General features: G+C 67.9%; 12 protein-coding genes. 5 read left to right on the top strand and 7 right to left on the bottom strand.

Translation table 11 applies throughout. The features are described from left to right. Nucleotides 1–33: 33 nt before the first annotated feature. The 3 genes from AAFP35_RS07400 to AAFP35_RS07390 all read right to left on the bottom strand — a co-directional run bounded on the left by AAFP35_RS07400 (nt 34) and on the right by AAFP35_RS07390 (nt 2,651). Entirely contained in the window at nt 34–1,317 is a 1,284-nt protein-coding gene (locus AAFP35_RS07400) for a primosomal protein (RefSeq protein ID WP_419220915.1), read from the bottom strand. Between the two features lie 84 nt (nt 1,318–1,401). Further along, complete coding sequence (locus AAFP35_RS07395; protein ID WP_419220914.1) at nt 1,402–2,337, bottom strand: C40 family peptidase; 936 nt, start codon at nt 2,335–2,337, stop codon at nt 1,402–1,404. After that, nucleotides 2,337–2,651: a type VII secretion target gene (locus tag AAFP35_RS07390; protein ID WP_419220913.1), complete on the bottom strand. Its 315-nt coding sequence runs from the start codon at nt 2,649–2,651 to the stop codon at nt 2,337–2,339. The genes AAFP35_RS07395 and AAFP35_RS07390 overlap by 1 nt, the downstream gene beginning before the upstream one ends. Before the next feature lie 100 nt (nt 2,652–2,751). On the opposite strand from AAFP35_RS07390, the gene upp reads away from it, so the two are divergent. After that, a complete protein-coding gene (upp, locus tag AAFP35_RS07385) occupies nt 2,752–3,375 on the top strand; it encodes a uracil phosphoribosyltransferase (RefSeq protein WP_419220912.1) in 624 nt (207 codons plus the stop codon). Here the strand turns inward: upp and AAFP35_RS07380 are convergent, their stop codons facing one another. From AAFP35_RS07380 to AAFP35_RS07370, 3 genes are read right to left on the bottom strand one after another with little or no spacing between them, the layout of a single operon-like run. Further along, a complete protein-coding gene (locus tag AAFP35_RS07380) occupies nt 3,376–4,167 on the bottom strand; it encodes an ABC transporter ATP-binding protein (RefSeq protein ID WP_419220911.1) in 792 nt (263 codons plus the stop codon). Continuing rightward, a complete protein-coding gene (locus AAFP35_RS07375) occupies nt 4,164–5,792 on the bottom strand; it encodes a phospho-sugar mutase (RefSeq protein ID WP_419220910.1) in 1,629 nt (542 codons plus the stop codon). The genes AAFP35_RS07380 and AAFP35_RS07375 overlap by 4 nt, the downstream gene beginning before the upstream one ends. A gap of 1 nt (nt 5,793) precedes the next feature. Further along, complete coding sequence (locus AAFP35_RS07370; protein ID WP_419220909.1) at nt 5,794–6,597, bottom strand: purine-nucleoside phosphorylase; 804 nt, start codon at nt 6,595–6,597, stop codon at nt 5,794–5,796. Nucleotides 6,598–6,633: 36 nt separating this feature from the next. On the opposite strand from AAFP35_RS07370, the gene AAFP35_RS07365 reads away from it, so the two are divergent. Both AAFP35_RS07365 and AAFP35_RS07360 read left to right on the top strand, forming a co-directional pair. Further along, nucleotides 6,634–7,332: an enoyl-CoA hydratase/isomerase family protein gene (locus AAFP35_RS07365; protein WP_419220908.1), complete on the top strand. Its 699-nt coding sequence runs from the start codon at nt 6,634–6,636 to the stop codon at nt 7,330–7,332. Then, nucleotides 7,329–8,489 (top strand): amidohydrolase, encoded by a 1,161-nt coding sequence (locus tag AAFP35_RS07360; RefSeq protein WP_419220907.1) that lies wholly within the window; start codon nt 7,329–7,331, stop codon nt 8,487–8,489. Before AAFP35_RS07365 ends, AAFP35_RS07360 begins: the two co-directional genes overlap by 4 nt. 70 nt (nt 8,490–8,559) lie before the next feature. Here the strand turns inward: AAFP35_RS07360 and AAFP35_RS07355 are convergent, their stop codons facing one another. Further along, nucleotides 8,560–9,042, bottom strand: a complete 483-nt coding sequence (locus AAFP35_RS07355) for a gamma-glutamylcyclotransferase (RefSeq protein WP_419220906.1) — start codon at nt 9,040–9,042, stop codon at nt 8,560–8,562. Between the two features lie 192 nt (nt 9,043–9,234). Here AAFP35_RS07355 and AAFP35_RS07350 point away from each other — a divergent pair, with 192 nt between their 5' ends. Then, the gene (locus AAFP35_RS07350; RefSeq protein ID WP_419220905.1) at nt 9,235–10,638 is read left to right on the top strand and encodes an NAD(P)H-quinone dehydrogenase; all 1,404 of its coding nucleotides are present in this window, start codon (nt 9,235–9,237) and stop codon (nt 10,636–10,638) included. A gap of 291 nt (nt 10,639–10,929) precedes the next feature. Continuing rightward, nucleotides 10,930–12,915 carry an FAD-dependent oxidoreductase gene (locus tag AAFP35_RS07345; RefSeq protein ID WP_419220904.1) on the top strand — a complete coding sequence of 662 codons (1,986 nt, stop codon included), beginning with the start codon at nt 10,930–10,932 and terminating at the stop codon, nt 12,913–12,915. The last annotated feature ends 47 nt before the right edge of the window (nt 12,916–12,962 follow it).

Genomic DNA, 12,962 nt, shown 5'->3' with positions numbered 1-12,962 from the left:
CGCCGTCGCCCGGCCGGGCGACGGCGACATCGGTCAGGACTTCTTGACCAACCGGTTCTCGAAATCGTGCACCAGCGCGCGCCAGGCCTCGGACTCGTTGTCGAACGGCGGGCTCGGCGCCATCCGCTTGGGATCGGGCGAGATCGCGTAGTCCACGAACCAGCCGAGCGGCGTGGTGGATCCGAGGGCTTCGGCAACCGAGTCGTCGTCGGCGTAATCGGCTGCGTCCGTGAGCAGTTCGACGGCGAGGTCGAGCTGGTTGCGATCCATCCGGCGCGGGCCGTCGGCGATGTCGGCGGCCAGGCCGGGCAGCACGTAGACGTTGTCGGAGATGACGTCGAACTCCAGGGAACCGTCGGTCGCCGCGGTGCGGACCTCCTCGAACGTGGACACGTCCGCGAGATCGTGGTCGTTGGAATCGGCGAGGAACCGGCCCAGGGCGCGGGTCGAGGCGAACACGAAGATCTTGCCCGACTTGCCCAAGAAGACCGGATCGTCGCCGAGGTAGCAGCGCAGCGAGAGATACTCGCCGTCGTCGGTCACGATCTTGATCGGGTCGATGCCGACGTTCGCCCAGAAATCGTCGTCGTCGACGTCGTCGAGGTCGGAGTCGTCCTCGACATCCTCGTCGTCGGTCTCGTCGGCGGCATTCTCGTCGTTGGCACCCTCGACGAGTTCGAGGTCGTCGTCGGCGGGTTCGTCCTCGTCCTCCGCCGATGCGGCGGCCTCGAGTTCGGCCTCGGCGGTGGCGACGGCGGCCTTGTCGACGTCGGGGGTGGTGATGACGTCGTCGATCGCGTCGACGACGTCATCCCAGTGCTTCGCGATGAGCCGGCCGATCCGGACCCAGAGGTCCACGCCGTCGCGGCCGGTGAAGTTGCGGGTACCGGTGGTCACCGCGCCGAGGATCGGGTTGCCGTTGAAGAACTTGGTGATGACGGTCAGCTCGCAGACCTCACCGAGGATGCGGACGATCTCGAGTGCGTCCTCGAGTTCGGCGATGACCTCGGGGGTCGGGTCCTCGGCGGCGAGCTCGGGCACCCCGACGAGGTCGTAACTGTGTCGGTCGTCGGGCACCAGCTCGTCGGCCTGCAGACCGACCACGGTGGGCCACGCCGGATGCTCGGCGAGGTCGTTGTCGTCGTCGTTGCGGATGTACGCGGCGAGCTCGGCGACACCGGGGAAACCGTAGAGGTCTTCGTCGAGTCCGAGGAATGCCTCCCACTCGTCATCGCCCTCGCGCCACCGGGGCGCCCAGAGGGTGAAGACGTTTCCGTCGGTGAGTCCGAGCTCGATGGGGACGATGTCTCCGGCCATGAGGACACAGCGTAGCGATTCCGCCTGTGAATCCGGGTAGCGACCCCGCCACGCAATCGTGAACGTCTGCGCCGTCCGCGCGGGTCATCGGGGACGGAAGAACCCTTGAAAGCCCTGACCTGCGTTGGTCGTGCGGACCGGGGAGATCTGGACCGGATCGCCCGCCTCCACCATCTGGCCGTTGCCGACATACATCGCGACGTGTCCGTCCCACACCGCGAGATCGCCGGGCTGCAGGTGTGCGCGTGAGACCGGCACGCCTGCGGTGTCCTGATCCTGGGCGAGCCGGGGCAGGTCGACGCCCGCCTGGCGATAGGCCCACTGGGTCAGCCCGCTGCAGTCGAATCCGTTCGGGGTGGTGCCACCCCACACATACGGCACGCCGCGCTGGCCCAGCGCGGCGCGGACCGCGGTCGCCGCGCGTTGATCGGGCGCCTGCACCACGGACCCGTCGGGAAGGGTGATCCCGACGCCACCGTCGGATCGTCCGGCGGTGGGGAACGTGGCGTCGGCAGGCGCGGTGTGGCGCGCCATCGCCAGGACGCGGTCGGTGTCGTCGCGCAGTTCGGCCTGGGTGCGTGCGACCACCTGGAGGCCGCGGCCGATGTGGTCGAGCGCCACCGGGAGGATCATCGCGAGCCCCTGGGGCGTGTAGAGGGTCTGTCCGAGCGACGCAGCGATACGTCGGAACGAGTCGATGAGCGCGGTCAGCTGGTCGGCGGCGAGCTTCACCGTGGCGCTCGCGTCTTCGATCACTCCCGCGGTTGCGGTGCTGTCGTCGGTGACCGATGCCAGGGCATGGTCGGCGCGACGGGCCGCCGCGGTGGCGCCGTCGCCGCCCGCGCCGCGCCAGTCCTGCGCGAGACGCGTGGCATCGTGCGTGGACTCGCGCCGCGTCCGGTCGAGTTGCGGTGCTGCCGTACGCAATCGGTCGGCGGCATTACCGGGCGGCAGGACCCCGGTGCCGAGCGCACTGACCAGGATGCGCAGCGGGCCGATGAGGATCTCCACGGTGAGCATCAGCGATCCCCGTCCCGATCGGCGCCCGAAGACCACGCCTCGTCGTCGGCGTCGGTGTAGCCGCGTGCGGCGTCGCCGGTCCGGGTGCCCAGCGATCGATGCTGGGCTGCGATGGCGTCGAGGCGGTGGGCCCGGGCCTGCAGGAGATGAGCCGTCGCTGCGAGGAACTCCGCCCCGATCACCCCGAAGGTCGGCGCGAGGTCGGCGATCTCGCCGCGCTGTGCGGTGGCCAGGGTGCCCACGTCGTCGGCTGCGGCGAGACGGCCTGCGGCGTAGGTCGTCAACGTGGCGGGGGGAACGGTCAAGGAGGTCATGTGGAGTTCGACGTCGTGGGCGCCGGTCCGGTTCCATCGGGTCCGGCCTGCCTGTCGTGAGCCCGGGAGTATTCGTGACGGAGACCTTAGGGTGATCACCATGCAGGTACAGATCGTCGATCACCCGCTCGCCGCCGCCCGGTTGACCACGATGCGCGACAAGGGGACCGACAATGCGAGGTTTCGCGCGGCACTGTCGGACCTGACCCAGATGCTCATCTACGAAGCGTTGTCTGGGGCGCCCACCGCCCACGTGCCCATCGAGACACCGCTGTGTCCGTTCGATGGGGTTCGACTGGCCCGTCCGCCGCTGCTCGTCCCCGTGTTGCGCGCCGGTCTGGGCATGGTCGAGCAAGCGCACGCGATGGTGCCGGAGTCCCGGGTCGGATTCGTCGGTGTGGCCCGCGACGAGGCGACCGCCCGGCCGGTGCCCTATCTGGAGTCCCTGCCCGACGACCTCCGCGGCCAGCCGGTGTTCATCCTCGATCCGATGCTGGCGACGGGCGGCTCGATGCTGCACACCATCGAGTTGCTGGTGGCACGGCATGCCACCGACATCACCGCGGTCTGCGTGGTGGCCGCTCCCGACGGCGTGGCGGCGTTGGAGGCGTCCGGACATCCGGTGCGGCTCGTGGTGGCCTCCGTCGACGAGCGTCTCGACGACGACTCCTACATCGTCCCCGGCCTCGGTGACGCCGGAGACCGTCAGTTCGGGCCGCGCTGATCAGGCGGCCACCGCAGACCATCGACCACCGGTGCGCCGGACCTGCACCTCGTGATCGAAACACATGCTGATCGTCGCGGATGTCAACGCGTCGTCGACCTGTCCGGACGCCACGACCTCGCCGTCGCGCAACAACATCGCGTGGCTGGTGCTCGCCGGGAGATCCTCCAGGTGATGGGTCACCAGGACGCTGGCGAGATCGGCCACCTCCGAACGCAATTGATCGATGCTGCTGAGGAGTTTCTCGCGGGCGGCGAGATCGAGTCCGGTGGCCGGCTCGTCGAGCAACAGCAGTGCGGGACGCGGCATCAGGGCACGCGCGATGAGTGTGCGACCACGCTCACCCTGACTCATCACCGGCCACACTGATTCGCGTCGGGCCGACATGCCCAGGAGGTCCAGGAGATCATCGGCATGTCGGTGCTCGGCATCGCTGTAGGTGTGTCGTCGGTCGAGTTCGGGGGTGTTGGTGAGACCGGTGAGGACCACCTCGTGCGCGGTCAGGGGGACGTCGATACGCCAGCGCGGATCAACATGCCCGATGTGGGTGCGCAACTCGCGCATGTCGACGCGACCCAACCGCTTGCCGAGCACGTCGACCGTGCCCATCGTGGGGTGGCCGCGCGCACCGAGGATCGTCATCAGGGTGGATTTACCTGCGCCGTTGGGCCCCAACAATGCCCAGTGCTCGCCCGGTGAGACGCGCAGACTCACCTTGTGCAGCAGCGGGCGGCCGCCGCGCACGACATCGATGTCGACAGCGTCGAGCACAGCGTCAGAATGCGGATTCATGATGGGTGAGGACTCCTCTCCGGCAGGGCCGCGGCGACCTGCTGCGCCAGAAGGTTCAGGCGCGCGGTGGTCGACTCGGCGTCGGGATGCGCCGGTGCGACGAGTTCGAGATAGTACTTGAGCTTCGGCTCGGTGCCCGACGGGCGGGCGATCACCCGCAGGGTGGTGCCATCGCCGTCGTGACCGGACAGACGCACGGCGTCGGTGCGCAGATCATCGGTGCGCGTGGCGAAATCGTCGACCTCGACCGGGAAGCCGGCCAACGATCGAGGGGGCGCGTGCCGCAATCCGGCCATCAGCGCGGTGATCTGGGACAGATCGGTCACCCGGATCGCGCGCTGGCTGGTGACGTGCACACCGTGGGCGGTGGCGAGCTCGTCAAGCGCGGCCGACAGGTCGGAACCCACCAACCGGCGGTGGTGGGCGAGCAGGGCCGCGACCACTGCCGCCGAGATGCCGTCCTTGTCGCGGACCGCGTCCGGGTCCACGCAATGACCGATGGCCTCCTCGTACGCGTAGAGAAGTGGTTCACCGGCTCGGACAAGCCATTTGAACCCGGTGAGGGTCGTGACGTGCCGCGCGCCCGCGGACTCGGCCACCGCTCGCAGCAGCGAGCCGGACACGATCGTGCTGGCCACCACCGGCGTGGTCAGGCCGGTACCGGCGAGCAGATGACCGCCGAGGAGCGCGCCGGTCTCGTCGCCGGTCAGCATGCGCCACCGCCCGTGGACACGAGTGCCCACCGCACAGCGGTCGGCGTCGGGATCGAGTGCGATGGCGAGATCGGCGTCCACACGCGCGGCGAGCGCCAGGACCCGATCGGAGGCCCCAGGCTCTTCCGGGTTGGGGAAACCGACGGTCGGGAAGTCGGCGTCCGGGGCGAATTGCTCGGCGACGACGTGGATGTCGGCGAAGCCCGCGTTGCGCAGGGCGGCCAGCGCCGGGGCGCCGCCCACCCCGTGCATCGCGGTCAGGGCGATACGCACCGGCGAATCGGTCACCGTGGCGAAGCGGGTGACGAGGCGTTCGAGGTAGCGCGAACGGACCTGCTGTGCTCGGTCATCGGATGACACAGGTTGTCGTGCAATCGAGTTCGCCGGTGGGGCGGTCTCGATGAGCTGTTCGATGTCGCGGTCGGCCGGGGGGATGAGCTGCGCACCGTCGTCGAGGTACACCTTGAAACCGTTGTCGGCGGGCGGATTGTGCGATGCCGTGACGGCGACCCCGGCGACAGCACCGAGATCGCGGCACGCGAACGCCGTGAACGGCGTCGGTGTCACCCCGGGGAGCGCGACCACATCGAAACCCTGTGCGGCAAGAACGTCAGCCGTGGCCGCGGCGAACTGTCGGGACCCGTGCCGTGCGTCGTGACCGACGATGACCCGACCGCCGCGGTGTCCGTGGTCGATCAACCATCGGCCGAGCGCATGTGACGCGCGTGTCACGACGGCGACATTCATCCCGTTCGGTCCCGCTCGAACCGGGCCGCGCAGCCCGGCGGTGCCGAAATGCAGTGTGTCCGAGAATCGTTCGGCGAGTTCGTCCGGTCCGAGGGCGGTCAGCTCGGCTGCCGATGCCGGATCCGGATCGGTGGCGATCCAGTCCCAGGGGTCGATGGTCGTCATCTCACAGCTCGGCGATGATCGAGGCGAGTAGTTCGCCCATGCGGGCGGCCGACGCGCGGCCGACCTCGAGAACCTCGGTGTGGCTGAGGTGCTCACCGGTGATCCCGGCGGCGAGATTGGTCACCAGCGACACTCCCAACACATCGAGCCCCGCGGCGCGGGCGGCGATCGTCTCGTGGACGGTCGACATACCGACCAGATCGGCGCCCAGGGTGCGCAGCATCCTGATCTCGGCGGGAGTCTCGTAGTGCGGGCCGGGTAACCCGGCGTAGACGCCGTCGGTGAGCGACGGGTCCGCTCGGCGGGCGATCTCGCGTAGTCGCGGTGAATAGGCGTCGACGAGATCGACGAACTGCGCCCCGACCAAGGGGGAGCGCGCGGTGAGGTTGAGGTGGTCGTTGATCAGCACCGGCTGCCCGACGGTCATGTCGGCACGCAGGCCGCCTGCCGCGTTGGTGAGCACCACGGTGTGCGCGCCCGCGGCGGCTGCGGTGCGGACCGGATGGACAACGCGGGACAGGTGATGACCCTCGTACGCGTGAATCCGGCCCAGCATGAGCAGGACCCGGCGTTCACCGAGCCGAATCGAGTGCACGATCCCCCCGTGACCGGCCGCCTTCGGTGGGGTGAATCCGGGCAGGGACGCCATCGCCACGCTGGCCACCGGCGTGCCGAACGCGGCGGCTGCGGGCGCCCAACCCGAACCGAGGACGACGGCGACGTCGTGGGCGGCGCAGTCGGTCTCGGCGGCAATTGTCGCGGCGGCCGCGATGGCCGCGGCGTCGGCGTCGGCGGTGGGATCCATGGGATCAAGACTAGAACCAGGCGATAAGGTCACTGCATGCCCTTTCTCACAACCTCCGGTGACGTCGACGAGCTCTACCTCGGTACCGAAGGGGTGGAACTCGACGAGGCCAATCCGGACAACAGGTTCCGTCTCGAGTGGATCGACGCTCTCGAGCAGATCCTCGACGGAGTGGCCGCGGAGCCGACGCGGCCGCTGGTGATCACCGCCACCGGCAAATTCTTCAGCAACGGTCTCGACACCGACTACATCGCCGCCAACGCGAGCGGTTTGCCGCGCTATCTCGACCGCGTGCACGAGCTCTACACCAAGGTCCTCACGCTGCCGGTGCCGACCATCGCGGCGGTCAACGGTCACGCGTTCGGCGCCGGAGCGATGCTCGCACTGTGCGCCGACGTCCGCTTGATGCGCAGCGACCGCGGATTCTGGTCGCTGCCGGAGGCGGCACTGGGCATGCCGTTCACCCGGGGGATGAGCACGCTGCTGCGAACGCGCCTGCGTGACGACACGGTCACCGAGGCGATCCTGACCTCCCGACGATACGGTGGCGACGACGCGGCGTCGGCCGGCATCGTCGAGGCGGCCGTCGACGTCGAACAGTTGTCGGATCGTGCCCGCGCGATCGCCGTGGAGCGGGCGCCGCTGATCGGGCCCAACCTGGGATTGATCAAGGCCGGACTGCGCCAGCCGCTGCTCGCCGACCTGGCCACGCCGACGCCTCCGACGCTGTTGTGAACGATGTGATCGGGGCATGGTGGGAGTCGCACGGCGCGGACGTGGTCCGCTGGCGACGACACCTACACGCGCAGCCCGAGCTGTCCCGGCAGGAGGTCAACACCACCGAATTGGTGATGGCGCAGCTGTCCGCGTCGGGCCTGCATCCGCGGCGGTTGCCGATGGGCACCGGGGTGGTCTGCGATCTGGGACCGACGGACGGCCCGCGCATCGCGCTGCGTGCCGACATGGACGCGCTGCCGATCACCGAACACACAGGTCTGCCGTTCAGCTCGACCGTCGAGGGCGTGTCCCACGCGTGCGGTCACGATGCACACACGGCGATCCTCATCGGTGTCGCCAAACTGCTGGCGTCGGTCGATCCGCTCCCCGTGGGGGTGCGGCTGATCTTCCAGCCGGCCGAAGAGGTGATGCCCGGCGGCGCGATCGATGCGGTCGCCGCAGGGGTCACCAACGGGGTGAGCCGGATCTTCGCCCTGCACTGCGATCCCAAACTGCCCGTCGGGTCGGTCGGGTTGCGTTCGGGAGCCCTGACGTCGGCTGCCGACCACATCGATCTGCAGCTGCATTCGGCAGGCGGTCACACCTCGCGTCCACACCTCACCGGTGATCTCGTGTACGCGATGGGTTCGGTCATCACCGGGTTGCCCGGCATCCTGTCGCGCCGCGTGGATCCACGGTCGGGGACCATCATGGTGTGGGGAGCCGCTCACGCGGGCAGCGCGCCCAATGCGATTCCCCAGGAAGGCCGTCTGCGCGGAACGGTGCGCACCGGTGACCACGTCACCTGGGGCGAACTCGAACCCCTCGTGCGCAGCGTGATCGGAGAACTCCTCGCACCGTTGGGCGTGCGCTACGACCTCTCGTACTTCCGCGGCGTCCCGCCCGTGGTCAACGACGAGAAGTCCGTGGACATCCTGCGGGAGTCGGTGGCGAAGATCGGTCCGAACGCGGTGGCCGACACCCCTCAATCCCCGGGCGGCGAGGACTTCTCCTGGTATCTCGAAAACGTTCCGGGCGCGATGGGCCGACTCGGGGTGTGGGACGGGATCAGCGCGCGGGTCGACCTGCATCAACCGAACTTCATCCTCGACGAGCGTGCGCTGGAGGTCGGGGTGCGTGCGTTGGCCGGAGTCGTTCTCGGCGCCGGCGACTGACTGTCGGGCCCCTGTTCGTCGGGGTCGGACGCGGTGAGCGCCTTCCGCCGGTGCGTGTCCGAGCCGGAACTCAGGGTTCGATCGGTCCGGGACCGGGCCCGACGTTGCGGGACTCGCGCAGACGCAATTCCTGCACGTACGCGGATGGCGCGCCGGCGATCTCCGCGGCCTCGGCCATCACCCCGAGGTAACGGGCCGAGGGCAGTCCGCCCTCGAACGCGTCGAGAACGTACAACCATGCGAGCCGGGGTCCGTCCGCGGTGTCGACCCGCGCGCGCAGTTTGACGTGGATGCCGAGCTCGGAACCTTCCCAGCGGTCGAGGTTCTCCTCGTCTTCGCCGGTCACGTCGTAGAGGACGACGAACACCCTGGCATCCGGGTCGTCGCGGTCCTCGGTGACCGTCGCGAGCGACCCCTCCCAGCCGATGTCACCGCCTCCGAATGTCAGCCGCCAGCCGTGCAACCACCCCGTGCCCGCCATCGGGGAGTGGGGCGCACGCTGCGCCATCTGCTCCGGATGCATGTTGGAACCGTAGGCTGCATAGAGGGGCATTGAGGCCTTTGACCTGCACTTTCTATTGGGTCGCGTCGTCGGAACCCGTAGGGCCCGTCCGAAACCCGGGGCATTCCAACGATGATGGTATTACGCCGCGGGTCCGGGCACGCCGCAGAGATGGGTGACGTCACAGGGACTAGTTTGTAGAGGAAGGTCGTGGCCGGTGAATGACGAGAGGACTTGTGGACAGTGACCAAGATCGTGATCATCGGTGGCGGCCCGGCGGGATATGAGGCGGCGCTGGCCGCTGCGGCCTACGGCGCCGACATCACCGTGATCGATTCCGACGGCGTCGGTGGCGCCTGTGTGCTCTGGGATTGTGTCCCGTCGAAGACGTTCATCGCGTCCACGGGCATTCGCACCGAGGTCCGTCGCGCCGTGGATCTCGGTATCGACCTGAGCACCAAGGACGCCCATGTGACGCTGCCGCAGATCCATCAGCGCGTCCGGGATCTCGCGTTCGCGCAGTCGGCCGACATCCGGTCACGGTTGATCAGTGAGGGCGTGAAGCTGGTGTCCGGGCGTGCCGAACTCGACGAGCGTCAGATCGGGGTGTCCACCCACGGTGTGATCGCTACCCTCTCGGACGGGTCGACGCAGCGATTCGAGGGAGACGTGGTGCTCATCGGTACCGGCGCATCACCGCGGGTGTTGCCCTCCGCGGAGCCGGACGGGGAACGCATCCTCAACTGGCGTCAGCTCTACGACCTCGAGCAACTGCCGGAGCACCTCATCGTGATCGGCTCCGGCGTCACCGGTGCCGAGTTCGTCCACGCCTACACCGAGCTCGGGGTGCGGGTCACCCTCGTCTCCAGCCGGGATCGTGTGCTCCCCGGCGAGGACGAAGACGCCGCACTGGTGCTCGAGGACGCCTTGGCCGAGCGCGGCGTCGAATTGATCAAACACGCCCGCGCCGACCGAGTCGAGCGGCACGGGGACTCGGTGACCGCACACCTGGCCGACGGGCGCACCGTTTCCGGCTCACACGTGCTGATGACCGTCGGCTCGATACCGAACACCGGGCACCTCGGACTCGAGCGTGCCGGGGTGGAGACCGACAAGTCCGGGTACATCACTGTCGACCGGGTGTCACGGACCTCGGTCCCGGGCATCTACGCCGCAGGAGACTGCACCGGACTGCTGCCGCTCGCATCGGTCGCCGCCATGCAGGGGCGCATCGCCGTCTACCACGCACTCGGTGAGGGCGTCAGTCCCATCAAGTTGAAAACCGTTGCGTCGGCGATCTTCACCCGACCGGAGATCGCCACCGTCGGTGTGTCGCAGCGGGCAATCGACGCGGGTGAGTATCCGGCACGAACCGTCATGTTGCCGTTGGCGACCAACCCGCGGGCCAAGATGAGCGGCCTGCGTCGCGGGTTCGTGAAGATCTTCTGCCGTCCGGCCACGGGTGTCGTCATCGGTGGTGTGGTGGTGGCGCCGAACGCGTCGGAACTGATCCTGCCGATCGCGCTGGCCGTGCAGAACAAACTGATGGTCTCCGATCTCGCCGCCACCTTCTCCGTCTACCCCTCGCTGACCGGGTCGATCACCGAGGCGGCGCGGCAACTCGTGCGCCACGACGACCTCGACTGAGGGTCATCGACTGGGCGGAATCGGCAGCGCTCGAGCTTCGGGTATGTGGAAGCAACGGTGAGCACCTGCGCGGTGGATGACCGATTCGATCGGTTCGAGGTCTGCGAGAGCGCCGATCACCGGCTCTTTCGTCGCGCAGCACGGTAGCGACTCGCCATTCGCGTGCCCGAACTGATCACGGGTCACTCGAGTCGTGTCCGACCAGTCGAGCCATGTCCGCCAAACCGCTGCCTGGCAGGCTATCTATACCTATGATTATCCGGTATAGATGGCGGCGTTACAGGAGGCATCGTGTCCGCAGACTCATCCAACTTCCCGAACTTGTTCTCTCCGATGGCAATCGGGACGGTGGAGCTTCGCAACCGGGTGATCTTGCCTCCGCACTCGTCGGCGATCGGAAACATGTGGGGCTCCGACTCCGACGCAGAGCGCGCCATCGCCTACCTGCGGTCCCGTGCCGAAGCCGGCGTCTCGTGGACCACCCTGCCAGGTCGCCTCGCCAACGTGCTCATCCCCGGTTTCGAGCCCTCCGGGATCAGCGCGGAGACCCGCGGCTACTTTCGGCTGCCGAACTACCATGAGCGTGTCTCGGCCTATGTCGACGCGGTTCACAGCGCGGGAGCTCTTGCCGCACAACAGCTCACGATGATCGGCGGATTTCCGCACGGTCCGTCTGCGCGGCACAGCTCACCGGTCAGCAACCTGGCGCCGCACGTCCTCGATCGTGACGAGATCGCCTGGTTGGTGGACGAGTACGGTTTCTCCGCGGCACAGGCTGTCGACGCCGGAATCGATGTCGTCGAACTGCACGCCAATCACGATGACCTGCAGGAGTGGTTCCTCTCGCCATCGACCAACGTCCGCGACGACCTCTACGGGGGAAACCTCGAGGGGCGGATGAGGTTTACGCTGCGCACTCTTGGGGCGGTTCGCGCGGCGATAGGGGATCGGGTCCTCGGCATGCGTATGAACATGCTGCAAGAGGCCCCGGGAGGCATCGATCAGGAGACCGCACTCGAGATAGCGCGGGCGATCGAGGCTTCTGGACTCGTCGACTACCTACATCTGGTCGCAGGGAGTCCCTGGGGCAATCCGAGCTACATCCAGCCCATGTGGTTCCCCGCAGGAGGCTGGAGCGAGATCGCCGCGGAGTTCCGCACTGAACTGACGTTGCCGATCGTCCACACGGGTCGGATCAACTCACCCGAACTCGCCGAGCAGATCCTGGCGGCGGGAGCCGCGGACGTCATCGGGATGGCTCGCGCGCACGTCGCCGACGCGGAATTGCTCCCCAAGGCTCGGGTCGGCCGGGCCGAGGACATCCGGCCGTGCGTCGGCGGCAACGAGTGCATCAGTAGGCGCTATGTCGACGGACTGCCATTCGGTTGTGCCGTCAATCCACACACCAGTCGCGAGATCGAGATTCCCTGGAACGTACGGCGGATGGACCGGAGGTTGATGGTCGTCGGTGGTGGGCCCGCCGGAATGGAGCTGGCCGCGTTGTGCGCCGAGGCGGGAGCCGAAGTGACTCTGTACGAACGCTCGGAAGTCCTCGGAGGACAACTTCGGCTGGCTATGGTCGCACCGGATCAGGAGCCGATGGGTGCGTATCTCGACTGGCAGAGCAGACGGTTGGATGCTCTCGGTGTTGATGTCCGACTCGGTAGCGAGGTCATGGCAGGCGATGTGCTCGCGCTGCCGGAGGACACGGTGGTGGCGATCGCAACCGGCGCCACGAGCCGGCTTCCAGACGTGGCGGGTACCGACCTCCCCGGTGTTCTGGAATCACGTGATGTGATGTCGGGTGCACCCGTGCCCGGGCATGATGTGCTGATCGTCGCCGAGGATGATCACCTGCCCCCGCTGCTTCTCGCTGATCATCTTGTCACGCAGGGGCACAAGGTGACTGTCGCCTATTCGACGCCTTCGGCGGCCGTGCTTCTGGGCCGATACATCATCGGCTCGATCCTCGGCAGGCTCGACGGGGAAGGCGTGTCGTTCCGATACCTCGAGAAGTTGGTCAGTATCAGCGATGCCGGCGCGACGTTCCGTCACGTCTATTCGGGTCGCGAGCGGACCTACAGCGAACACAAATCGATTGTGTTGTCCTGCGGTGGGGCCTCGGACAGTGCCCTGTTCGACGAAGTCCATGCGCAACGCCCCGACGTCCATATTCTGGGCGATGCATACGCACCGCGCCGACTGGTGTTCGCGACGCGGCAGGCTTATTCGCTCGCCGAGAAGCTCACCGAGGCATCCGTGTTCACCGGCGTCTGAGGTCGGCAGCTCGGTGTGTGAGCGGCGCATCGGGGCCGGCTGGTCGT

Origin of the sequence: Gordonia sp. CPCC 206044, from assembly GCF_048537895.1 — a bacterium.
Taxonomy (GTDB): domain Bacteria; phylum Actinomycetota; class Actinomycetes; order Mycobacteriales; family Mycobacteriaceae; genus Gordonia.
The sequence above is the reverse complement of the archived record's forward strand: the minus strand, read 5'-3'. Positions and strand labels throughout refer to the sequence as shown.